This window comes from Alkanindiges illinoisensis DSM 15370 (assembly GCF_000619845.1).
Taxonomy (GTDB): domain Bacteria; phylum Pseudomonadota; class Gammaproteobacteria; order Pseudomonadales; family Moraxellaceae; genus Alkanindiges; species Alkanindiges illinoisensis.
In genome coordinates this window covers 1,393,682-1,417,087 of sequence record NZ_JHUX01000003.1, presented here as the reverse complement: position 1 = coordinate 1,417,087, position 23,406 = coordinate 1,393,682, and the positions used below count along the sequence as shown (strand labels likewise).

Here is a 23,406-nt window from a genome sequence, read left to right as displayed (position 1 = left end):
GGCATTACTGACCAGTTGTACTTGGCATGGTGCCTGTACCTGACATGTCAGGAGACATATTGCCGCTTGGTCCAATGTTTCTAAAGGCCAGCGCACATTTACCAGCCACCTGCTTGCCATCTACAGTCGCATTGACAGAAGAACTGGCTTGGCCACTACAGGCCTGATCGGCTTCCATTGGATCAATGTTGCGCACGTTGCGGGAATTTGGAATATAACGGTATTCACACGTACCGTTAAAAACAACCCCATTCATGGCCAGGGACACAGGAGCACCCTGTGACTTGCCACGGCACACTTGCTGAAGTTTGGCTGGATTGTACTGGAATGCTTCACCCATTGGGGCTGCCTGTGCATTGCTCATGGCAACACTACCTAACATCGCGATACCAACAAGTACTGGTAGTTTCATTGTGTCTTACCTCGTTATTAATATGGTGTAAACAGCCTAAGGGGATAAGGCTGGAGCTTCAAGCTACTAAAGTTTTAAAAAAGTAAACTAATAGGCTGAAATGATTATAATTTGTGAGATCGTGAAAACTTATATATCCAGCGCTGCTGAGCTTATTCCAGATGCACAAAAGCGAAGCCGGATCAGCTTCGCTTTTGGATAGGCTTGCACCTGTTATGAATAAACCGTGCCGTCGTTATACATTACGGGTAGTGGTAACACGGGTGGTTTCTACAGTACGGATTGCCATACGGCCACCAATGGCAGCAGCAATTGCACCCAGCAGTGAGGCAATAAAGGCCCACAGTGCTGCTTTAGCCGCAGCTTCAGCAGCCTGATCTGCTGCCTGACGTGCTTTGGCTTCAGCGGCCTTGATTTGCTGGCGGGCAGTCTGGTAAGTCCCGATCCAGCCATCAACGGTACGTTCAGCTTCAGCCTGAGTCTGACCACGGGCAACCAGTACATTCACCATGGCTTCACGGTCAACCGCCTGTACAGTGTCCTGACCTTCGCGGAACAGGTTTTGCAGTAACTGGTCTACATTGGCATTTTGCTGTGCAGGTGCAGGTGCAGGTGCAGTATTGGCATTGGCCTGAGCAGTAGCAGCCGTGTTGTCTGCTGCATTTTCAGCCTTGGCTTGCAGGTTTTCCGGTTGCAATTCAGGTTTGCCAGTCTGGCGTAACAGGGTTTCAGCTTGCTGGCGGATATTGTCCAGATTAAAACCATTTTTACGCAGGGTATCATTTGAATCATCATCATTGGAAGCAGCCGCAGTTACTGCTGCTGTGGTGCCCAGTGCCAGACCATGACCAATCAGGGTGCCCACGCCAGTCACAACACGACCCATTGCAGTGGTAATCAGCAGGGTAGATAAGGCCCAGACCATGACGCCATGCATCAGGCCATCCTTGGGATTGCCGTTAGACAGGCGGCCACTGACCCAGCCGCCAATAAACATGGCAATAATGGAACTAATGGTCCACCAGACTAAGCCACCAGTTGCAATGCCATCCATTGGATTGGCTTCACTGGCTGGATTAATGGTTGCCATTCCAATCGCTGCACCCAACAGCATTAAAAGTACCTGAACCGCTAATGCAACAGCTGTACCGGCAATAATTGCGCCCCAGGAAACACGGTTGTACCATAATGGCATATCACTGACCGTTACGCGGTCATGATGAATATTGCTATGCTGATTTGAAGTTTCCATAAGTCATCATCCATCGGTCAAATAAATTAAGAAGGTAAAATTAATTTAACGCATTGAATTACGACAACAATGTTTTAGTTTTGGGGCGAAACGTTAAGTAAATGTTTCAAAAAGCTGCGTTGTAACACGTACTTACCTGATTAAGCCCTAGCATTACATTCTGAAATGATTCAGTTAAATATCCAGTAGAAAATACGAACAGTATCAATAGAAGCTTTTAAGAAAAAACTTGGCGAAATAATATTGATTAGGGACTTAAATACAAAATAATAACTCGAATAGACAAGTTGATTAAACACGAGATAATGGTGATGCTTAAAACAATGAGTGTAAAATAAATATTTTTATAGAAAATAATAAAAGGAAAGTAGTAAAAATAACGGCTGGCCCTGCTTGCGCATGTGAGAGTTTCAGGCCAGCCGCCAAGATTTGCTGCCCATTCCAGAAGAATGGATGCTACAACAAATAAAAGAGCCCTATATCAGGATGCCATCGATGACACAGAGCCAAACCAGTAAATATGAAGTGATTCCCTTATATAACGCTACATGCAAATAAAGCGTTGACAGAATTTTTGCAAAAATAAAAATATTTTTTGAAGTAACAAAACCCATTAACAAAATGCGGAAATATTTGTTGGTGGAAAGTCATCATTGTTTTTTATACTGGCAGACTGTTATAAAACAATGAAGTCGCAGGATGTTGGTTTAATGTTGTTAAAATTAGGGTTTGGCGGACTGGGTATCAGGCTATTGATTGGTTTGGGATGTACCGCCGTTTACAGCATCAGCGGCGCAGAAACGTCAGCCAATTCATTCGCTGAAACCAATAATACAGCCCCTGTACAAAGTGTATTTGGCCAGAAAAATACAGGTGCAGCGTTTAATCAGTCCAGAACCTTGTTGGGGCAACAGGGCAGCAAGCCTGCATTTTTATCAGCCACCCAGGCATTCCAGTTTTCAGCCTTGCAAACCGCTGATAAGGTGGTGATTCAGGCCAATATTGTGCCAGGGCATTATTTATACCAGCAGCGTTTTTCAGTGCAGGGTAGTGCGGGTTTAACAGTTGGTAAAATCAGTTTCGATCAGCAACCAGAATTTGAAAATGACCCTGAGTTTGGCCGTGTGCCGGTATTTCATCAGGATATCAATTTGACTGTGCCGGTGCAGGGCAATGGCACATTAACCTTAAACTGGCAGGGCTGTGCAAAAGCAGGGGTATGCTATCCACCAGAGCAATTTCAAACCCGGATTATCAATACCAAACCTGTTAAGGAAAAAGAAAATTCTTCTATAGCTCAGACTGGTAAGAAACAAGAATCTAAACAAAATGGCAATGCCCAGACTGATAATATTCAGACTAGCAACACTCAGAAAACTGATGCTAAAGCACAAACTAGGGTAGACAATAAAACCAGCGTCAAGATCACTGCGCTGGGGGATGCACCGCCGATTGTGGCGACGCCTTTACCGGATGTACAACCAGCCAAAAGCCCCCTTTTCAAAAACAGTCCTCAAAAAGACAGTCCTCAAATTGCTGCGGCACTACCAAGTCAGCCTGCGTCAGTAGCTACCGGCAATAGTATGGTCAGTGATCCATTTGGTTTGGCGGATCATACCTTGCTGGCGCTGGGTTTGTTATTTCTGGCTGGTCTTGGACTGGCTTTTACACCTTGTGTGCTTCCTATGCTGCCGATTGTGGCCAATCTGGTGGCAACCCAGCATCGTCGTTCGGCGGGACATGGCTTTTTGCTGGCTGCGGGCTATGCCATTGGCGTGGCTTGTAGCTATGCCATGTTGGGTGCGCTGATTGCATTATTTGGCCATCAGATTAACCTGATTGCATGGTCGCAGCATCCTGCCATCCTGATTGGTTTTGCGGTTGTTTTTGCGCTGCTGGCTTTGCATAGTTTTGAGATGTTTGAGCTGCGCCTGCCAGCATTTGTCCGAGGCCGTATTGAAAAAGTTGGACAATATGGCCAGTCTAGCAAATGGTCGGGTAGTGTGCTCGGCTGCTGGGTTGCCGGATTTTTTTCTGCACTCATTGTATCGCCCTGTTTGTCTGCGCCTTTGGCAGGGGTCCTGCTGTCAGTATCCACCGTCGGCAATCCGTGGCTGGGCGCCGTGGCATTATTTTGCCTTGGTCTGGGACTTGGTGTGCCACTGATGATTCTGGGTGCAACCGAAGGCCGGTTTTTACCCAAAGCAGGCAACTGGCTCAATTGGGTACGCCGCGGATTTGGCTTGTTACTATTTGCTGTAGCGCTGATTTTGCTAAACCGGGTGTTTATAAGCCCGTGGATGCTGTTGTTATGGGCAGTGCTTAGCCTGTTTTTTGCCTTATGGTTGTGGTACTGGGCAGGTCGCGGCAGTTTGTTCACCAAGGTCTTGGCAATTGTGGTAGGACTCTGGGCGGTAATGCAGGTAATTGGTGCCGGGCTTGGTGCTACTGATCCATTACGGCCTTTGAGCCCATTGTTGCAAAAAAGCAGTACGCCGCAGTCAGTAAAAGTCATTTATACCACTGCGCAATTATCGCAGTATCAGCAACAGCATCCACGCTTGCTGGTTGAGCTAACAGCAGACTGGTGCATAGCCTGCAAAATTGTTGAACGTGAGCTGTTTTTGCAAAATCAGGTGCCTGAATTACAAGGCTGGACACGGGTCAAACTTGATGTCACGCAAACCAATGCAGACAGCCGTGCCGTGCTAAAAACCCTTAACCTGTTTGGCCCACCAGCTATTTTACTGTACCAGAACGGCCAGTTGGTTGAGCAGGTGCTGGGTGAACCCACACGTGATGACTTCCAGCAGGTGTTGCAGCAGTATGCCAATGAATAACGCTCAAGCTGAAATCAGGGTTAACTAAAAATCGTATCCCACTCATCCATCACACAAGGAACTTAGCAATGGAGAAAACACTGGATTTCTGGTTTGAATATGCCAGTCCGTATTCTTATCCTGCTGCCATGCGGGTAGAGCAACTGGCTGCGCAAGCCGGAGTTAAAGTGCGCTGGCGGGTATTTTTACTGGGCGCTGTATTTCAGCAGTATGGCTGGAAAACCACGCCTAACGAGCTTTTTCCAGCCAAGGGCAATTATATGTGGCATGACATGCAGCGTATTTGTGCCAGCCTGAATATGCCGTACCAGAAACCATCTACTTTTCCACGCAATGGCATGCTGGCTGCACGGATTTCTGCCAATTATGCAGAAAGCACATGGATTGGCGATTTTGTCCGTGCAGTCTATACGGCTAACTTTGCCCATGATCAAGACATTGGCAACAGTGAGCTAATTGCTAATATTCTGAACAAACTGGGGCAGGACAGTGCACAGATTATTGCTGAAGCCAACAGTGATGATGGCAAGCAAAAATTAAAGCAGCAAACCCAGCAGGCGCTACAGCAGGATGTATTTGGTGCACCATTTATGATGGTAGGCAATGAACCGTTCTGGGGCAATGACCGACTGGAACAAGCCATTTATTTTGCAGCACATGGCAAATTGCCGACCAGCGTAACTTTGGCTTAGTAACTTTGGCTTAAGCTGTTGAATAAAAATTGAATTAGCTTAGACGGTTGGCAGGCAGATAGGCTGCCTCGTCAACTATTAAGGCTTCGCCCAGCATTTGCTGCTTTAACAATCGTGCAGATGCGGGTGCCATCACCAGACCATTTCTAAAATGTCCGCAATTCAGCCATAAATTGTTAAGCTGCTGTGATTGGCCAAGGGGCGCCTTGCCAATATAAGGCACGCCATCCGGCACGCCAGGCCGTAAACCTGCCCACGCATGGACAATTGGCATATCCTGCAAGCCAGGAGCTAACTGGTAAGCGGTTTGCTGAAGCTTTAAACCAATCTCAGTATTCACATCGGTATTAAAGCCAAGATCATCGGTGCTGGAACCACAAACAATATGACCATCCAGCCGGGGTATCAGGTAAATACCCTGATGCATTACCATGGTCGGTAACCATTGTGCAGGCGCTTTAAACAGGATCATTTGTCCCTGAATCGGCTTCACTGGGATATGCCAGTCAAACTGTTCACTCAGTAAACCAGACCATGCCCCTGTGGCAATTACATACTGATCTGCCTGCCAATGTGTCCCTTTGTCATCCACAACAGCGCAAATCTTATTATTTTTAACTTCAAAACGCTGCACTGTTGTAAAGGGTTGCATACGGACATTGGGTTGCTGCTTTAAAAACGCAATCAGGGTTTTGAGCAGACGTGGATTACGGATATTGGCAAGCTGTGGAAACCATAAACCTTGCGTGATGTGAGGATTTAAACGCGGATTAATGCGGCTAAGTGCTGAATCACTTAACAATTGTGCGCTTTGTTGCGGATCACGGTCATGCGTAGCCCAGCCTAAGCCGGTATTAAAATCGGCTTCATCCAGAATCAGCATGCCGGAAGGATTAATTTCAATATCCAGTCCTGTAGCCTGTTGTAGGAGCGGTTGCCATTGCTGGTAGATGAACTTGCCAAAGCGGGCTAGTTGATTTACCGCATCGGGATAGCGCCACGGATACATGGGCGACAAAATGCCACCACCAGCCCACGAGGCCGCCTGCCCAAAATCCTGCTTGTCCAGAATAGTTACATCGCAGCCAGCCTGTGATAGCTCAAGGGCGCTCAGCAGGCCAATAACACCACCGCCAACAATCAATACCTTCATTAATTAAGGCCTTTAAGCATTCTGGCGGCAGTTTCTGCAAAATAAGTAAGAATGCCATCAGCTCCAGCGCGCCGGAAGCCCAGCAGGGATTCCAGGATCACGGCATCGCTCAGCCAGCCGTTTTGAATCGCAGCCATGTGCATGGCGTATTCACCGCTGACCTGATACACAAAGGTAGGTACGCCAAACGTATCCTTGACTTCACGCACCAGATCCAGATAGGGCTGACCGGGTTTTACCATCACCATGTCGGCGCCTTCCTGCAAGTCCAATGCAACTTCATGCAGGGCTTCGGCGCGGTTACCCGGATTCATCTGGTAGTTTTTCTTGTGACCGCCTTTTAAGTTACTGGCACTGCCCACGGCATCGCGAAATGGCCCATAATAAGCCGAGGCATATTTGGCAGAGTAGGCCATCAGGTTGGTATAAATAAAACCGTTTTGTTCCAGTGCCTGACGGATCGCACCAATCCGGCCATCCATCATGTCACTGGGTGCAATAATATCAGCACCTGCTTCAGCATGGCTTAAGGCCTGTTTGACTAGTGCTTCCACAGTTTCATCATTCAGTACATAGCCCCTATTATCAATGCTGTCATCAATAATGCCATCCTGCCCATGCGTGGTATAAGGGTCAAGCGCCCCATCACTGATCAGTACCATTTCCGGTAGTTCTTTTTTAAGCAGGCGAATCGTGGTTTGTACCAGTCCATCCGCTTGCCACGCAGCACTGGCCTCTAAACTCTTATCTTCCTGCGGCGTTACCGGAAACAGTGCCAGCTTGCTCACCCCCAGATTCAGCAGGGTTTCGGCTTTTTTGAGTAACAAGTCAGCAGACATACGCTGCACACCCGGCATGCTATGCACATCCTGCGTCTGGTTCTGGCCGGGCAATACAAAAACAGGATAAATCAGGTGCTTGGCTAACAGTTCATGTTCAGTCACCATTTCACGGATATGGTCATGTTTTCGGACACGGCGCAAGCGGGTTGCGGGAAAAGGGGCACGATTAAACGAATAGCTCATGGCGGCACTCATGTCACATGAAATTTAACTCAGGCCAAGCATAACACATTGTTTTATTTATTTAATGTTGGCATTAATTACAGTTCTGTGTTACCTAAACCATTCAGGTTTTGCAAGTAACTAAAATTGCTGGCGAATTCTAAGCTAGCGATGAATACTAAAATTAATGATTTTTCTATCAGAGAATAAACAATAAGCAGGATAGTGATAATCCTGGCAAATTGACCCGTAAAAATAAGTTAGTTTAAAGATCAGGCTCAAATCAGAAAAATAAAAATATAAGCCATAATCAGTACGATCAGAATAATATTGCTAATAATGAAAATTCGTCCAGTGCCGCCCACAGTCGCTGTGTCACATTCCTTGCAATAGCCTTCAGAATTGGTTTGCTTGCCGCACTTATTGCACAGGGCTGATTTGATTTTCATACTTAACCTCCCATCAATGCATTCATGAACTAGATTAAGAGCGGCTTAATAATTTCACCTTACGAGGAATATTGAGAGTGCAATAGCATAAAAATGTGATCGAGTATGCAATTCAGTTAATTGGCGTAAGTAGTTGTAGTTTTTTTCAAAATTTGTTGTATCACTATAAAATTTACGAAGGTAAATGAGTTTGAATATCATCTTTAAATATAAGATTTGTTTAATTTATCTAAAAAATAAATAAGTAGTTAATAGGCGTTCAACCTGCAATATAGTAAGATTGCGCCCAGTTAATCCCCTAATCCAGTGATGCATCAAGAGAGAAAATGCAAAAATACCAGCAGGTTGTCTTTGTCAGTTCCATTAATGATGCCAGTCCGCTCGTTAAACGGGATATTTTAAGCCAGTTTAACGAAGATGCGATGACCTATTTTCAGCGTGGCGACATTACGGGATTGCTGTTTTACGGCAATGATCACTTCTTTCATTATTTTGAAAGCCATACCAGAAAAATGGATCAGCTTAAAGCTGATGTACTGGCATATCCATATCATCACAGTCAGAAGTTGATTTATGATCAACACAGTCCTCAAAAACAGTTTAATAGCTGGCAAATGAAGTACACCCAGAACGACCCACTGGTTCAAGCATTTTTTGCCCGTCATGGCTGGGAACGTTTTGAGCCTTACCTGCTTGAAGGAGAGTTGCTAGATGAGTTTATGGCGATTGTCATGACTTATGCTGATGCCAACGTAGCAATTGCAAACCAGCCTATTGGACAGGCACCTGAAAAGCATGCCAGCTTTTTGCATTATATGCTGGGTACAGTGACCTTAATTGCTATGGCATGGCTGGCTTTTATGCTGCTTAGCCATTTTGGTTATATTAACTTTACCCCTGTGTATCAACAATAATACCAAACCTCTGGCAGATGTTATCTTCAATCAGGGTTGAGGTTCTGCCAGAAACAGCAAAGGCTTACTTATTTTATGTAAGCCTTTGGTTTTTATATTACATCAGGTTATGCCAACCTTAGCTAAGTTCGCTGCTAAGGTAGAAAGCTTAGGTTAACTTGCATTACTACCAAAAATATTTAGGGAATGTGGTTAAAGTCTGACTATTGCATTAGCTGGCTTTTTTCATCAGTCGCCGGGTGATATGAATCAGTCGTGCAGTTGCTGGACGAATGGCTGGCAAACCAGACACGTCATTTAAGGCTTCATTTTGATGATTGTTGCTAGCTTCCAGCTTGCCCATTTCACGTGCACGTTCCAGCATATCGACCACCTCCTGAAAAGACAGCATGACCGGGTCATCATCAGAAAATGGATAGCGCACATTCAGGTTACAGTCTGGATCAAATCTGGTTTTATGCAGGCGATTGGGAATAAGACTTGTTGCCAATGTCCTGCCTGACAATTTTTTACCCATAGCTTTACTCCTTCTTGAAGTAAATTAATAAGGCCAATTGCCCTTAAAAACCAGCCTGCTACTCAACCATAACGTCACAGGCTGACGCTAAACTGCTAAACCGGATATTCGAGGAATTTTCTGCTTATAAAATGCGTTGTATTCATAAGCAAAAACGTAAAATGACATTAAGTAGTTATAATAATTCATTGAAATTTAGTAATTTAAAATTTAAACGCGAGAGTTTCAAATTGTGATGAAGTTTACATTACAATACCGCCTCGTGTTAGCCAGCATTGCGGAATTTTTATGTCGGAACAATCCAGTTCTTCATCGATTGCCAAAGCGCATCAGCAAGCCGAAACCATAGCTATTCAGCAGGCGTCCCCAGCGCCCAAGAGTGGCTGGACAGGGGATATTGCCACAAGCGGGGTAATCAAGATCGATGTTGTGTTACAGCAGCTTTGCCGTGCATTCAACACCTCACCATTTTTTCATCACCTGAATATGAAAATGATACTGGAAGGTCAGGACATTAAGTGCATTGTCGACATGGATAGCAGCCTGATTGGCAATGTGGCATTTCAGATCTTACATGGCGGTGTAGCAGCCACATTACTGGACAGTATTGGCGGTATTGTGGCCATGGGTGAGCTTTATAAGCGTGCTGACAAGGATCATATTGCCGATACGGTAAAAAAGGTAACCCGGCTGGCCACGGTGGATATGCGCATTGATTATATCGCACCGGGCCGTGGCAAGCAGTTTATCGGTTCAGCCGAAGTCTTGCGCATGGGGCGTAAGGGCTGTACCACACGCATGAACATGCACAATGACGAAGGCAAGCTGATTGCAACCGGGATTGCTTCGTATGCCTATTAGCGTCAACACAACCAACTCTAAAACAGTCCAGTTTAAAACAGGCCGTCATTCATGAACTGCCGCCTGGGCTGCGGCGCATGCTGCATTGCCCCCAGTATTAGCAGTCCCATTCCAGGGATGCCTCAGGGTAAGCCTGCTGGGGTGCGTTGTATTCAACTGGATGACCAGAATTTGTGCAAAATTTTTGGTCATCCCGAACGGCCAAAGGTGTGTGGTTCATTACAGCCAGAACAATCAATGTGTGGTAGCGATAATGCCGCCGCTTTCAGCTATTTGATTGAGCTGGAAAACCTGACTTCCTCAGCCTCATAAAGTCTTTCCGGCCTTTTGTTGATCAGTGTTTAAACATTAGGCAAACTCATTTTAATTTTATTAAAAATCCTGTTTGACCCCCTTAAACAGGGGATAGTGTTTTTTTAGGCCTTCCTTAATATTTGCGGTAAGTCACATTAATCAGTGCTCGGGGTGCTGATGTCGACGTGCTCACAGCTAAAAAGGATGTCTTTATGAAATCATTAAATTTTAAAGCATTAACACTTGCCGTATGTACTGGCGCGGCGTTAAGTCTGGCTGCCTGTGGTAGCGATCATGATGATAACAATACCACCAATACCGCACCGGCCAGCACTGAAACCATTAAAGGCACTGCAGCCACCGGTAAGCCTTTTGCAGGCAAGGTTATTGTCAAGAATAAGGAAGGCAAGGAATCTAAAGCTGTAGACATCAAGGCGGATGGTAGTTTTGAAGTTGCAGCACCCAAGGGCGGGCCATACCTGATCAAGGCCTATAATGATAAGACTGGCGATCAGGCAGTTACCCTATATTCGTATTCTGCTGATGCCAAAACACAGGTCAATGTAAATCAGCTCACCACCCAAGCTGTATTTGCAGCCAATGGCCAGGCCAATCTGGACACTCTTTATAAAGACTGGGACAAACAAAATACTGTCGTAACCAGCGCCAAGATTGAGGACGCTGCCAAAAAAGTCGCAGCTAATCTAAACAGTGAATTTGCTGCTGTCAGCATTGATGCCAAGAAGCTGAACATTTTTAGCTATGAGTTTAAGGCCAATGGTAGCGGTTTCGATGCGGTACTCGATAAGGTGCAAATTTCAGGCTTTGGCAACTGTAATGTCAGTAGCTGTAGTGTGAAATACGTAATTAATGGCCGTGAATTTGCCTGGAACTACCAGATCAGCACCAATGGTTATTCATGGGTGATTGATAACAATAATGGTGGTGGATTCGGCGGTAATTACAATCTGAAAGTAACGACTTCAGTGAATGGCTTTGGTACCACTGTAGATATTAAGGGAGTTGATAAACCAGCTAACCAGCAAGAGTTTTGCGGTGATGCCGATGTTAAAGAGCAATTGCCATCGGGTTATGTGTTAAATAGTTGTTCATTTAGTGGCAATACAGGCAATATTGCGGCAACAGTGTCAGCCAATGGGTTTAGCGTAAGCTACAGCGTAAAATATGAATATACGCCTGCTTGATAAACCAATCTTAGCAATAGAATAATTTTCACAGCGCATATTATACCCCGATAAAATTCGGGGTTTTTTAATCCTGGCTTATAAAGTTAAAAACTGCCAATCCAGTCCTGCTTGCGATGAAAGTCAGCCTGCACACCTGAGTGTTGTAAGGCAAAGTAAAACTCCCGCTGCTTCTGGGTCTTTATAACGCTGGTCATGCCAAGAATCAGATCATTCCAGCCACATTGATGTGCTTCAAAAAATTGTTGAAAACTTAGCACAGCTTCCAGCTTTTGGGACTGGGTTTTTAGTTCCAGCAATTGAACATCATGGGCTACCACAGGCGGCATTTGGGTAGGTTCACGATAATTCTCAAAGCCATAACAATTCCAGACGCTTGCTGGACTTAAGTTAATTTCCCGATAAACCGTCTGGTTTTTAAGGCCGATAAACAGTTCAAAACAGGTGTGCTGCCATAAGTAATCACGACGCGGGTAGCCCAGCGCATCACCATCAAAGCTGGTAGACGGAGAGTTATTTAGGCAGGAAGCCAGATTATCCGCTGAATCCGGCCACAGCACCTGCTGCTCGGGATCGTTTACCCAAAACAGCACACGTACTGATGACGGCAGCAGGATTTCAGTAGCAGCGACAATGCGGATGCTGCGGTCTGGGGTAAACGGTTCTAACTCATAGCTTGGCAAGATCCGCTACTCCGTAAATTACATAGCATAAAATACTGACTTGATCCTGTTTATTTGGCTAAGTGGGCAAAGCGGATCAGGTTGGATAAATGCTGGTTCTGTTTGTCAGCCTTTTTATACAGCAACACAATCTTGCCAATTTTCTGCACAATTTCAGCACCGGTTTTTTCAACCAGCTCTTGCATCAGCGCAGCACGAAGCTCACGGTCTTCACCGCTTACTTTGACTTTTATCAGCTCATGGTCATTCAGTGCACGGTTGGCTTCTTCAATAACCCCTTCGGTCAGGCCCTGACTGCCTAGCATCACCACAGGATGCAGTGCATGTCCGATTTGACGTAAACGCTTACGTTCCTGATTTGAAAGACTGCTCATACACTGAACTCAAACAACATTAAATAAGATTGGCTATTGTAGCGAAAAACCCTGTCGCACGAAATCATTATCTCAGACACCAGGGTTTATCATGCTATCTGGCTACACCCTAGCTACACCAGCGTTGCTAAAAATTCTGGTGAATACCTTTAGTTTAAAAAATCAACTTGGCTCAAATTCACTGAGTACAATTTTGCCAATACTCTGGTTGCTTTCCAGCAAGGCATGGGCTTTTTTCAGGTTTTGTGCATTGATGGTGCCAAAAGTCTGATTTTGTGTGCTGTGGATTTTGCCGGCATCTACCAGTTGTGCAACCTCATTGAGCAAATTGCCTTGAGCCTGCATGTCTAACGTTTGAAATAGCGAGCGGGTAAACATGAATTCCCAGTGAATCGCCACACTTTTACGCTTGAGCAAGCCAATGTCCAGTTGCTCAGGATCATCAATTAAAACCAGTGCGCCCTGTGGTGCAATGATTTCACTAATTGCCTGCAAATGCTGATCAGTATGGGTAGTTGAAAATACATACTGCGGCGCTTGCAATTGCTGGGCCTGAAACTGCTCAGATAAGGATTGACTGTGATCCAGCACCACATGCGCGCCTAGCTTCTGGCACCAGGCTATGCTTTCTGGTCGTGATGCTGTTGCTATGATGGTTAAACTGGTTAATGCACGCAGTAGCTGAATGGCAATGGAACCTACACCGCCAGCCCCTCCAATAATCAGGATTGTTCCTGTTTCAGTGGAATTATTAGCACTAATCTTTAAACGGTCAAACAGGGCTTCCCAGGCAGTAATACTGGTGAGCGGCAGGGCAGCAGCCTGTTCAAAGGAAAGAGTTTTGGGCTTTAGGCCAACAATACGCTCGTCTACCAGATGAAATTCACTATTGGTTCCGGAGCGACTCAAATCACCGGCGTAAAATACTTCATCACCTACTTTAAACTGGCTTACCCCATCACCCACTGCTTTTACAACTCCAGCAGCATCCCAGCCCAGCACCTTGTACTGGCCAGCCTCAGGCTGCACTCTTTTGCGAATTTTGCTATCGACCGGGTTGACTGAAATGGCTTTAACTTCAACCAGTAAGTCACGCCCACGCGCAATAGGTTCAGGCAGGTTAATGTCAATTAATGATTGTTGTTGATCAATCGCTAGGGAGTTCTGGTAGGCAACTGCACGCATGGTTAAAATCCTGATGCTTGTAAACTAAAAATAAAGACCCATGAACACACACCTTAAGAGTAAAGTTCTATTTCTGCAAGAATGCACATTCATGACACCTAGTATCCTTTTTGATACTATAGGCATGATGTAAGCGCCAGACTTAAGCATCCTGATTCAGGATTAACTGCATGCTATTCCAGATCCAGCAACTTTCGTTCGTAAGTCAAGCCGTTCAGGCTAGCTTATTAAAGCTTGCTGATCTTATGATCTTTTAGGAAACCAAATGCCCAACATTGCGCATCAGCGTCTGGACTGTACAGTAGGCTGCCCGGTAGAGGGTGTGCTTGAGATTATCGGTGGTAAATGGAAAGGTGTCATTCTGTATCATTTACTGGATGAAACCTTGCGTTTTAATGAAATCCGCAGGCGCTTACCCGGCATTACGCAGCGCATGCTAACCAATCAGTTGCGTGAGCTGGAAGCCAGTGGCATTGTATTTCGGCAGGTTTATGCAGAAGTACCGCCCAAGGTTGAGTATTACCTGACCAGCAAGGGTAAAACGTTAGCCCCTATCATTCGTGCCATGGAGCTGTGGGGACGAGAAAATTTGCTGCCACAAGCTGAAGCAGTGACAGGTGGATAGCGGGTTTGTGCACATTTGAGATAAAAACACTGACAAAATCAGTTAATATCTGCACTGTTCTTGCAGCAAGAAAACATATTTAATGAAACTGGTTTTTTACAGGTTGAGCTATGGCCACACGCATTACCAACAATAAGCTATCCAAAAGTAGTCGCGCGTGGATGCGGGAGCACCTGGATGATTTTTACGTTAAGAAGGCCCATAAAGATGGCTACCGGGCGCGTGCCGCCTACAAGCTGCTTGAAATTCAGGAAAAGTACAACCTGATTAAACCCGGCATGACCGTGGTTGATCTGGGTGCAGCACCGGGAAGCTGGTCGCAAATTGCGGGCAAGCTGGTAGGTTCCAAGGGACTGGTGGTAGCTTCTGATATTTTGCATATGGATGCATTACCTGATGTAACCTTCCTGCAAGGGGACTTCCGGGAACAGGCAGTTTTTGATGAATTGTTAAAAATATTAAATGGCCGACAAGTGGATGTTGTAATTTCTGATATGGCCCCCAATACATCTGGTAATACTTCTGTTGATCAGCCGCGCATGATTTATCTGTGTGAGTTGGCCCTTGATTTTGCAAACCGGGTACTGAGTCCCAAAGGACAGTTTCTGGTGAAGGTGTTTCAAGGGGAAGGCTTTGATGAATACCGTAAGTCGATTGTTGACACTTTCGATGTGCTAAAAACTACCAAGCCTGCTGCCTCGCGTGCCCGTTCAAAAGAAGTATATTTGCTGGGTCAAGGACGTAAAAAATCCTTATAACGAATTTAAAAAATTAAGCGACTGTTGAGATTAACTGGAGCTTAAATTAAATCAAAACCTGAGTGAAAGATCACATCTATCAGGTGATCATGTACCGAATATCGACATTAGGTTCATGATTTGAATGCTATAATGCATGCTGTGATCATCATGTATATATGGGAAGAAAGCTTTGAGCGATCTCGTTAAGAATGCCGTGTTGTGGCTTGTCATCATCGGTGTTCTCGTGCTGGTATTTAGCAACTTTGAAAACCGCAACAAGCCGGATCAACTGAACTATTCTGAGTTCGTCGCTGCGGTTAATGCGGGACAAATCAAGCAGGTCAAAATTGATGGCGAGAGAATTGCGGGTGAAAAACGCAATGGCACAGCGTTTGAAAGTATTCGTCCAGCCGTGACTGATGCTGAGCTAATGCCTAACCTGATTAAAAATAATGTAGAAATTGAAGGTACTGCGCCACATCGTCAAGGCCTGCTCATGCAGTTGCTGATTGCCAGCTTCCCGGTATTACTGATTATTCTGCTATTCATGTTCTTTATGCGTAACATGCAAGGCGGTGCAGGTGGTAAAGGCGGGCCAATGAGCTTTGGCAAGTCAAAAGCCAAAATGCTGACTGATGACCAGATCAAGGTCACCTTTAAGGATGTAGCAGGCTGTGATGAAGCCAAGCAGGAAGTGGTTGAAATTGTCGACTTCCTGAAAGACCCTGCCAAGTTCAAGCGTCTGGGTGCCAAGATTCCGCGTGGTGTGCTGATGGTTGGCCCACCGGGAACAGGTAAAACCCTGCTGGCTAAAGCGATTGCTGGTGAAGCGAAAGTACCGTTCTTTTCAATTTCCGGTTCTGACTTTGTTGAAATGTTTGTTGGCGTCGGTGCATCCCGTGTGCGTGACATGTTTGAACAAGCCAAACGTCATGCACCATGTATCATCTTTATTGACGAGATTGATGCGGTAGGCCGCCATCGTGGTTCAGGTACAGGCGGTGGTCACGATGAACGTGAGCAAACCTTGAACCAGATGCTGGTTGAAATGGATGGTTTTGAAGGCAATGAAGGTATTATTGTCATTGCGGCAACCAACCGTGTTGATGTACTGGATAAGGCATTGCTGCGTCCGGGTCGTTTTGACCGTCAGGTTGCTGTGGGCTTGCCGGACATTAAAGGCCGTGAGCAAATCCTGAACGTGCACATGGGTAAATTGCCATCTGTAACCGGTGTGGATACCAAGGTTCTGGCGCGTGGTACACCCGGTTTTAGTGGTGCTGATCTGGCTAATCTGGTAAATGAAGCAGCCTTGTTTGCTGCCCGCCGTAATAAAAACACAGTCGATATGCATGACTTTGAGGACGCCAAGGACAAAATCTTTATGGGTCCTGAGCGTAAATCCATGGTGCTGCGTGAAGAAGAGCGCAAGGCCACGGCTTATCATGAAGCTGGTCATGCCATTGTGGCTGAGTTATTGCCAGAAACTGATCCTGTGCATAAAGTGACCATTATGCCGCGTGGCTGGGCATTGGGTGTGACATGGCAGTTGCCTGAACATGACCGCATTAGCCATTATAAGCACAAAATGCTGAATGAAATTTCCATTTTGTTTGGTGGCCGTATTGCTGAGGAAGTGTTTATCAATCAGCAATCAACTGGCGCGTCTAATGACTTTGAACGTGCAACCAAAATTGCCCGTGCCATGGTTACTAAATATGGCATGTCAGATAAGTTAGGCGTGATGGTTTATGAAGATGACCAGTCCCAGTCTTTCTTTGGTAATGTTGGTAGCCGTACCATTTCAGAAGCTACCCAGCAACAGGTAGATGCTGAGGTACGTCGCATTCTGGATGAGCAATACAAGATTGCCCGTGATCTGATTGAATCCAATCTGGATATTGCACATGCCATGGTAAAAGCTTTGCTGGAATGGGAAACCATTGACCGCGAGCAAATTCTGGACATTATGGCGGGCCGTGATCCAAAACCGCCACGTGTGTATGAGCCAATCAATCCGGTACCAACCCATAGCATTGATAGCGGTGGTTCTTCATCTGGTGGTTCAACACCGCCGCCATTGCCAGCAATCTAAGCAATGGATGCACAATAACAGGTAATAATTACTGTTTAATTGCAAAATCAGCGCTTATTTAGCCTCATTAAAAACCGTGCTTTATTTAAAGCGCGGTTTTTTTATTTAAGATATAGCCTTGCTTGAACTGGAAAAACCTATGCAATTGCGTTCTCTCCCTACAGTGTCACGTCAGTGTCAAAATAAAGAGCTGGATTTATCGCAGCCGCAAGTAATGGGCATTTTGAATGTAACTCCCGATTCTTTTTCGGATGGTGGCCAATATACCCAGCTTGATTATGCGCTAAAACGTGCCAGGGAAATGGTAGAGCAGGGCGCCACTATAATTGATATTGGCGGGGAGTCTACCCGGCCCAATGCCACTAAAGTGAGCAGGGATGAAGAAATACAGCGGGTTGTGCCAGTTGTTACCGCAATTCACCAACAGCTGGATGTGATTATTTCAGTTGATACCAGCAGTCCGGAGGTAATCACAGAAGCTGTTAAGGCAGGTGCACACCTGTGGAATGATGTACGTGCCCTAACCCGGCCAGGCGCTTTACAGGTTGCTGCTGGCCTGAATATTCCTGTCATTCTCATGCACATGCGTGGTGAGCCGGATACCATGAATAGCTTGGCAAACTATGACAATGTGGTACAGGAGGTTATTAGTGAACTTGAGCAGCGTCTTAATGCAGCACTGGATGCAGGAGTTCAGCGTGAAAATATAATTCTGGATCCCGGCTTTGGGTTTGCTAAAACTGCCCAGCACAATCTAAAGCTCTTAAACACGCTTTATGAATTTAATGATTATTTCGGCTTACCTTGGCTGAGCGGTTTATCCCGCAAGCGTTTTTTGGGAGAAGTGCTCAATGGCGCAGCAGTAGATGACCGCTTATATGCTGGACTGGCAGGACACTTGATGTCAGTACAGCAGGGCGCGTCAATTATACGTACTCATGATGTGCTTGCTACAGTTCAGCATATAAAACTATGGCAAGCCACCTTAACTGCTTAATTTCGAGTTTTTTAGGAGCAGGCCACTTGTTTGTACTGGTTTTCCTGTACCTGTTTAAAACCTAGCGATTGGGCTTTTTCCAGCTGGAAGGCAGCAATTTTATAAATACCCAGCTTGCCTTGCACGGCACCACACACCTGTGTGCGCATCATGCCATCATCTGCACAATGTGCGTTTAATACCTGCACCTGATTCTGATCAAGACTTTGCTGGGTTTTGTTGAGGGCATTATTACTCGCTGACTGCTCACATTGCTTCAAGCCCAGGTCTTTGGCGACCCACACCGGTTGGTGGTTGCCTTCCCCGGATTGGGACGGGGAGGACTGGCAGCCAGTGAGCAAGGCAATGCCAAACAGGGCAAAGGTAAAAGTAGTTTTTTTCATGAGTATTAATCCATTAATCTGATAAGGCAACATTGCCAGACTACCAAACCCAAGGAGCAATCCGGCATTAAAAATGTTATACCAGTGTTACTATTTTACCCTGCATATTAAGCTTTACTTACTACCGACTGAGTCCTTTGATTGTATAGGATTTCAGGTTCACTCTGTTTTGAGCTGTAAGGCACGCTGGTAGAGTTCATTTTTTTTCAGGCCAGTTAAATCTGCGGCAAGCTGTGAGGCGGTTTTAACCGGTAAATCCTGTAATAACCGTTTTAATAAAGCATCGACTTTTTGCTGATCCTGCTCGCCAGTTTCCGGAGCACCTGCCACCACCAGAACAATCTCACCCTTTTGCTGATTGGGGTCATTTTTTATCCATTCTACCAAGTGAGCAAATGTAGTCTTTTTAATAGTTTCAAAGGTTTTGGTAATTTCACGAGCCAGAGTAACACCACGCTCTGGGCCAAAGATATCGTGCATGTCCTGCGCGCAATCCAGAATGCGGTGCGGTGCTTCATAGAAAATCAGGGTTTGCGGTGCAGTTTTTAAGGCTTGCAGCTTTTGCTGTCTAGCATGGGCTTTGGCTGGCAAAAACCCTTCAAAACTAAAGCGGTCGCTGGGCAGTCCAGCAGCACTTAAGGCAGCAATGGCTGCACAGGCACCTGGTACCGGGATAACCCGGATATTTTCATCATGGGCAGCACGCACCAGTTTAAAACCCGGATCGCTAATCAGGGGTGTTCCTGCATCGCTGATCAGTGCAACCGACTGGCCTTGTTTAATTTTGTATATAATTTCCGGGATTTTGTGATTTTCGTTATGTTCATGGCAAGCAGTAAGGGCAGTTGTAATATGATAGGCATCCATTAAGCGTGTTGCGTGCCGGGTATCTTCAGCAGCAATAAGTTCTACCTCACGCAGTACTTGAATTGCACGCGCTGAAATATCTTCAAGGTGACCAATTGGCGTTGCCACCACATATAAATAAGCACTCATGCGGAAGGCTTCTCCATGTATAGAAAAATATTAAATCGATTGACGGGATTGGGGCTAACTGCGTTGCCTTTGCTGCTGTCATCAGTACAGGCCCAGCCACAGCCAAAAGTACCATCGCAAGCAAAGCCTCAGCCAGTGGTCAAGGCACCGCTACTTAAGACACCAGTACAGCCATCACAGGCTGAAGTACTCATTATTTTGCCCGCCAGTGGCCCGATGTCAGTGGCAGCCAGTAGTGTACGGGATGGAATAGAAGCCGCCTATTATGCCGGAAATTCCAGACCAGTGCTGCGTTTTGTAGACAATAGCCAGCGTGCCATTACGGATATTTTAAAAACTGAGGTTAAAAAAAACACCCAGCTGATTATTGGCCCATTGGCGCGTAATGAAGTGGAAGCACTGGTACAGGCCAAACCAGCGGTTAAAACACTGGCGCTAAATCAGGTTTATAAAACCGAACCAAATATCTGGCAGTTTGCCCTGTCACCCGATGAAGATGCGCTGGCCATTACCAAGCGAATTCAGACTGATGGGATCAGCCAGCTATTTGTGCTAACACAGGATAACCAAAGCAGCAGTACCAAGCGTTTTCGTGAAGCCATGAATCGTATCTGGGGTGGTAAGCTGGTAGACAGCAATAATGTACCGCGCAAGCTGGAACCGCAACAGGGCATTTTACTGCTGGGTGATTATGACTGGCTGAACCAGCTTAAAAAGCTGCCCAATGAAAAAATTTATACGGTGCCGCTGGCCATCAAGGAAAATGCCAGCCTGCCAGTAGGGCTGCAATTTTGTGATATACCTGCCCTGTATAAAGCAGACTGGCCAGAATTGTTGAAGGCGTATCAGGACAAGCCCACCAGTGTACCCTATCAGCGCTTGCTGGCTTTTGGCGGCGATACCTGGAATATTGCCAGTATCATTTTAAATAATACGTCAGGTAAACAGCCAGACACGCAGCAGGGTCAGACTATTCATGGCCGCACGGGAACGATCCGGATTGTAAAAAATACCATAGACCGCTATCCCCAGTGTATGAAGGTGGAAAATACCGGTCTGAGTTTTAATTAGCCAAAGCCTGTGTTTGCAGCTTGTTTAAATAGCCCAGAAAATGATGATTGATCCATGCCTGTAGGTCGTTCCAGTAGTACCACGCATCAGCAGGGTGCCCAGGCTGAAGATGCAGCCGCCAGTTTCTTGCAGCAGCAGGGTTATCAACTGGTGGCACAGAATTTTAATACTCGGTTTGGCGAAATTGACCTGATTGTGCAGCGCGCTGACCAGTTGGTCTTTGTCGAAGTGCGCCAGCGTAAGGCCAATAGTCTGGTCAGCGCGCTGGAAAGTATAACTTTGGCCAAGCAGCGTAAAATTATCAGGGCAGCGCAGGGATTTCTGCAACAGCACCAGCAATACTATAACAATGATTGCCGTTTTGATGTGATTGCCCTAACTTCAAAGCCTGTACCTTCCTCTAAAAAGCAGCCTGTCTTGGCGAAAGCTGCTGGGCACAGTGCACCTGTGCCTTTTGAGCTGGAATGGATTCAGGCTGCATTTGACAGTGCTTAAAGCGGTCAATATGACTTTTTCAATCCTAATACTTACTTATAGGGCAGAACCCCTGATTTTAATATCGCCCCAGCAACACATTCATAATCCATTCATGGACATAGAGAAAACTGTTAAATAATGCTGATAGTCATTCAAAAGCAGCTTTAAAATTAGTTACACTCGGTCAGTTTGAATTGATCTTGTCTTAAGGAAATGTGTTTATGAATAAGTCTGGCTATCTGGGACTAAAAATGGGTTTGGCAGGCATGATACTGGTGGGATTGTCCGGTTGTGCGAGTTTTCTGGCGCAAAGCACCGGGCCTGCACCTTTGGGGACAGATAGTGGAGTGCGGACATTTAGTCAGGTGTTAAATGATAATTCCATTGAACGCACTGCTAAAATCAACACCTATAAGCTGGATGAACGTTTTAAGTATGCCCGTATCAATATTGCCAGCTTTCATAGCGCTGTATTGCTCACCGGACAAGTGGGTGACCAATATTTAAAACAACTGGCAGAAGACAATGTTAGAGCCATGTCTGATGTAAAAACTGTACATAACTATATTACGATTGGCGAAAAAATTCCGTATAACACGATTGTGCAGGACAGTATTGTCACTGCCAATATTCGCCGCATGCTGGTTACTTCGCCAGATATTTCAGACACCAAGGTTAAGGTGCAAACTGAAGATGGCGTGGTGTATGTGATGGGTAAACTAACGCCCAGTGAAAATCAGGCATTGATCAATATTCTGCAAAGCACACCCAATATTGTCAAAGTGGTATCACTAATTGATTTGTTGAGTGATGCTGGTGTGGCAACTTCAAGCAATGGTTTAACCCAGTCAGCGACACCAGCTACAGCCAGCACCTTAAACACTAATTTGACCCGAACGGCTTCAACCACGCCATTGGCTAGCCCGACCACCACAATTGATCAGACCCCGGTAGCGATTGATCCAGAACAGGCTGCTCCGGATCAAACTGATGAAACGTCAGCGCCCTAACTGCATTTTGAAGTGAATGCAATATTTCAGATTTTGAATAGGGCGCATTTTTAACCAAGGGAAGAATACGGCATGACAGATAAACTAGCCTGCAATTTGCAAAAGCATGGCCTGCAAAAACATGATCTGCAAACAAAGCATGGCCCACAAGCTAAGTGGCTTATGGTTGCTGGTATCGTGCTATTAGGCTGTAGCAGTTGTTCTTCCCTGAATACTTCGCATAACACGACATCCGCTAGTTCATCCAGTTCCCAGAATCATTCATCCATGGCTTCATTAACGCAATTTTTTTCCGGTGTGGGTTTCCTTAATGGGATTACCCGCAAAGATTTTACGGCCCAATACAATATTGCCTATGGTCAGGATTCACGGCAAAAGCTGGACGTTTACCAGCCGTTGCATGTGAGCAACAGCAAGCCACGGCCTGTAGTTTTGTTTGCACATGGTGGTTCGTGGGAAGAAGGCAGCAAGGATGATTACCTGTTTGTGGGTGAAAGTTTTACCCGCGCAGGCTATGTCACTGTGGTGATGAATTACCGGCTGGCACCTGCGCACAAATATCCGGATTACGTGCAGGATACCGCACTGGCCATACAATGGATTAACCAGAATATTGCCCGTTATGGGGGCAATCCGCAGCAAATTGTGGTGATGGGGCATTCTGCCGGGGCATTTAATGTGGTAGAGGCGGTTGATAATTCACGCTGGCTGGCTGAAGTCAATGTGCCGGTATCACATATTAAGGCAGTAGTTGGTATTGCAGGGCCTTATAGTTATGATTTTCGTACTGACAGTACCCGCGATGCGTTTCCGGCCAATGCTTCCCCAGATCAGGTCATGCCGGATCGCCATGTCAGGGTCGATGCACCGCCCCATTTGTTGCTGGTCGGTTCCAAAGACCAGCGCGTCAATCCTGTCAATGCACAGCGTATGCAGGCTGCCTTGCAAGCCAGACAAATTCCGGTACAACTACAAACTGTGCAAGGGGCTAATCATGTTTCCATTATGGCAGCAGTTGCTAGCCGGCTTACATGGTACAAAGATACACGCCAGCAAATTCTGGATTACCTGGCGAAAACCCTGAATTCATAAACCTTGCTTATATAGCTTGGCCAAACGTCTCTGCAATTTGTATTTAAAGTTAGCCTATTATGCAGTCATCTTTTATAGGCTGCAT

Annotated in this window: 25 protein-coding genes; 14 read left to right on the top strand and 11 right to left on the bottom strand. The window is 45.8% G+C overall.

Annotated features, from left to right (window positions below):
* Positions 1-4: 4 nt before the first annotated feature.
* Together Q337_RS17060 and Q337_RS17055 are read right to left on the bottom strand one after the other, a co-directional pair.
* Positions 5-412, bottom strand: a complete 408-nt coding sequence (locus Q337_RS17060) for a hypothetical protein (RefSeq protein WP_156935720.1) — start codon at positions 410-412, stop codon at positions 5-7.
* 235 nt (positions 413-647) lie between these two features.
* Positions 648-1,664, bottom strand: coding sequence for a TIGR04086 family membrane protein (locus Q337_RS17055; RefSeq protein WP_051526640.1), 1,017 nt, complete (start codon positions 1,662-1,664; stop codon positions 648-650).
* Positions 1,665-2,374: 710 nt separating this feature from the next.
* Between Q337_RS17055 and dsbD the strand changes: the two genes are divergently transcribed.
* On the top strand, positions 2,375-4,504 hold the full coding sequence (gene dsbD / locus Q337_RS17050; protein WP_169733744.1) for a protein-disulfide reductase DsbD: 2,130 nt from the start codon (positions 2,375-2,377) through the stop codon (positions 4,502-4,504).
* A 68-nt stretch (positions 4,505-4,572) separates the two neighbouring features.
* Entirely contained in the window at positions 4,573-5,196 is a 624-nt protein-coding gene (locus Q337_RS0107105; RefSeq protein WP_026471013.1) for a 2-hydroxychromene-2-carboxylate isomerase, read from the top strand.
* A 34-nt stretch (positions 5,197-5,230) separates the two neighbouring features.
* Here the strand turns inward: Q337_RS0107105 and thiO are convergent, their stop codons facing one another.
* The 3 genes from thiO to Q337_RS18790 all read right to left on the bottom strand — a co-directional run bounded on the left by thiO (position 5,231) and on the right by Q337_RS18790 (position 7,802).
* Positions 5,231-6,349, bottom strand: coding sequence for a glycine oxidase ThiO (gene thiO / locus Q337_RS0107100; protein WP_026471012.1), 1,119 nt, complete (start codon positions 6,347-6,349; stop codon positions 5,231-5,233).
* Positions 6,349-7,374, bottom strand: coding sequence for a porphobilinogen synthase (gene hemB, locus Q337_RS0107095; protein WP_026471011.1), 1,026 nt, complete (start codon positions 7,372-7,374; stop codon positions 6,349-6,351). The genes thiO and hemB overlap by 1 nt, the downstream gene beginning before the upstream one ends.
* Before the next feature lie 257 nt (positions 7,375-7,631).
* Entirely contained in the window at positions 7,632-7,802 is a 171-nt protein-coding gene (locus Q337_RS18790) for a hypothetical protein (RefSeq protein WP_156935719.1), read from the bottom strand.
* 326 nt (positions 7,803-8,128) lie between these two features.
* Between Q337_RS18790 and Q337_RS0107085 the strand changes: the two genes are divergently transcribed.
* Positions 8,129-8,716: a BLUF domain-containing protein gene (locus Q337_RS0107085; protein WP_026471010.1), complete on the top strand. Its 588-nt coding sequence runs from the start codon at positions 8,129-8,131 to the stop codon at positions 8,714-8,716.
* A 211-nt stretch (positions 8,717-8,927) separates the two neighbouring features.
* Here Q337_RS0107085 and Q337_RS0107080 read toward each other — a convergent pair whose 3' ends face one another.
* Positions 8,928-9,233 (bottom strand): hypothetical protein, encoded by a 306-nt coding sequence (locus tag Q337_RS0107080; RefSeq protein WP_026471009.1) that lies wholly within the window; start codon positions 9,231-9,233, stop codon positions 8,928-8,930.
* A 288-nt stretch (positions 9,234-9,521) separates the two neighbouring features.
* Here Q337_RS0107080 and Q337_RS0107075 point away from each other — a divergent pair, with 288 nt between their 5' ends.
* The 3 genes from Q337_RS0107075 (at position 9,522) to Q337_RS19200 (ending at position 11,593) form a co-directional block, all read left to right on the top strand.
* A complete protein-coding gene (locus Q337_RS0107075; protein ID WP_084494745.1) occupies positions 9,522-10,094 on the top strand; it encodes a thioesterase family protein in 573 nt (190 codons plus the stop codon).
* Positions 10,095-10,145: 51 nt separating this feature from the next.
* Positions 10,146-10,406 carry a YkgJ family cysteine cluster protein gene (locus Q337_RS0107070; protein WP_026471007.1) on the top strand — a complete coding sequence of 87 codons (261 nt, stop codon included), beginning with the start codon at positions 10,146-10,148 and terminating at the stop codon, positions 10,404-10,406.
* A 194-nt stretch (positions 10,407-10,600) separates the two neighbouring features.
* Positions 10,601-11,593 carry a carboxypeptidase regulatory-like domain-containing protein gene (locus Q337_RS19200; RefSeq protein ID WP_228133091.1) on the top strand — a complete coding sequence of 331 codons (993 nt, stop codon included), beginning with the start codon at positions 10,601-10,603 and terminating at the stop codon, positions 11,591-11,593.
* Positions 11,594-11,679: 86 nt separating this feature from the next.
* Here Q337_RS19200 and Q337_RS0107055 read toward each other — a convergent pair whose 3' ends face one another.
* The 3 genes from Q337_RS0107055 to Q337_RS0107045 form a co-directional block, all read right to left on the bottom strand.
* A complete protein-coding gene (locus Q337_RS0107055; protein WP_026471006.1) occupies positions 11,680-12,276 on the bottom strand; it encodes a DOMON domain-containing protein in 597 nt (198 codons plus the stop codon).
* A 50-nt stretch (positions 12,277-12,326) separates the two neighbouring features.
* Positions 12,327-12,650 carry a ribosome assembly RNA-binding protein YhbY gene (yhbY, locus tag Q337_RS0107050; RefSeq protein ID WP_026471005.1) on the bottom strand — a complete coding sequence of 108 codons (324 nt, stop codon included), beginning with the start codon at positions 12,648-12,650 and terminating at the stop codon, positions 12,327-12,329.
* 162 nt (positions 12,651-12,812) lie between these two features.
* Entirely contained in the window at positions 12,813-13,835 is a 1,023-nt protein-coding gene (locus Q337_RS0107045; protein WP_026471004.1) for a zinc-binding alcohol dehydrogenase family protein, read from the bottom strand.
* Positions 13,836-14,100: 265 nt separating this feature from the next.
* Between Q337_RS0107045 and Q337_RS0107035 the strand changes: the two genes are divergently transcribed.
* The 4 genes from Q337_RS0107035 to folP all read left to right on the top strand — a co-directional run bounded on the left by Q337_RS0107035 (position 14,101) and on the right by folP (position 18,292).
* Positions 14,101-14,460, top strand: coding sequence for a winged helix-turn-helix transcriptional regulator (locus Q337_RS0107035; protein WP_026471003.1), 360 nt, complete (start codon positions 14,101-14,103; stop codon positions 14,458-14,460).
* 110 nt (positions 14,461-14,570) lie between these two features.
* Positions 14,571-15,218: a 23S rRNA (uridine(2552)-2'-O)-methyltransferase RlmE gene (rlmE, locus tag Q337_RS0107030; RefSeq protein ID WP_026471002.1), complete on the top strand. Its 648-nt coding sequence runs from the start codon at positions 14,571-14,573 to the stop codon at positions 15,216-15,218.
* Between the two features lie 172 nt (positions 15,219-15,390).
* Entirely contained in the window at positions 15,391-17,295 is a 1,905-nt protein-coding gene (ftsH, locus tag Q337_RS0107025; RefSeq protein WP_026471001.1) for an ATP-dependent zinc metalloprotease FtsH, read from the top strand.
* A 139-nt stretch (positions 17,296-17,434) separates the two neighbouring features.
* On the top strand, positions 17,435-18,292 hold the full coding sequence (gene folP, locus Q337_RS0107020; RefSeq protein WP_026471000.1) for a dihydropteroate synthase: 858 nt from the start codon (positions 17,435-17,437) through the stop codon (positions 18,290-18,292).
* 11 nt (positions 18,293-18,303) lie between these two features.
* On the opposite strand, the gene Q337_RS17040 is transcribed toward folP, so the two are convergent.
* Together Q337_RS17040 and rsmI are read right to left on the bottom strand one after the other, a co-directional pair.
* On the bottom strand, positions 18,304-18,675 hold the full coding sequence (locus Q337_RS17040) for a hypothetical protein (protein WP_034279250.1): 372 nt from the start codon (positions 18,673-18,675) through the stop codon (positions 18,304-18,306).
* Between the two features lie 159 nt (positions 18,676-18,834).
* Positions 18,835-19,671, bottom strand: a complete 837-nt coding sequence (gene rsmI, locus Q337_RS0107010) for a 16S rRNA (cytidine(1402)-2'-O)-methyltransferase (protein ID WP_026470999.1) — start codon at positions 19,669-19,671, stop codon at positions 18,835-18,837.
* A gap of 15 nt (positions 19,672-19,686) precedes the next feature.
* On the opposite strand from rsmI, the gene Q337_RS0107005 reads away from it, so the two are divergent.
* The 4 genes from Q337_RS0107005 (at position 19,687) to Q337_RS17035 (ending at position 23,321) form a co-directional block, all read left to right on the top strand.
* Positions 19,687-20,742, top strand: coding sequence for a penicillin-binding protein activator (locus Q337_RS0107005; protein WP_084494744.1), 1,056 nt, complete (start codon positions 19,687-19,689; stop codon positions 20,740-20,742).
* A 54-nt stretch (positions 20,743-20,796) separates the two neighbouring features.
* Entirely contained in the window at positions 20,797-21,237 is a 441-nt protein-coding gene (locus tag Q337_RS0107000) for a YraN family protein (RefSeq protein ID WP_026470997.1), read from the top strand.
* 203 nt (positions 21,238-21,440) lie between these two features.
* Positions 21,441-22,229, top strand: coding sequence for a BON domain-containing protein (locus tag Q337_RS0106995; protein ID WP_051526637.1), 789 nt, complete (start codon positions 21,441-21,443; stop codon positions 22,227-22,229).
* 72 nt (positions 22,230-22,301) lie between these two features.
* Entirely contained in the window at positions 22,302-23,321 is a 1,020-nt protein-coding gene (locus Q337_RS17035; RefSeq protein WP_211253594.1) for an alpha/beta hydrolase, read from the top strand.
* The last annotated feature ends 85 nt before the right edge of the window (positions 23,322-23,406 follow it).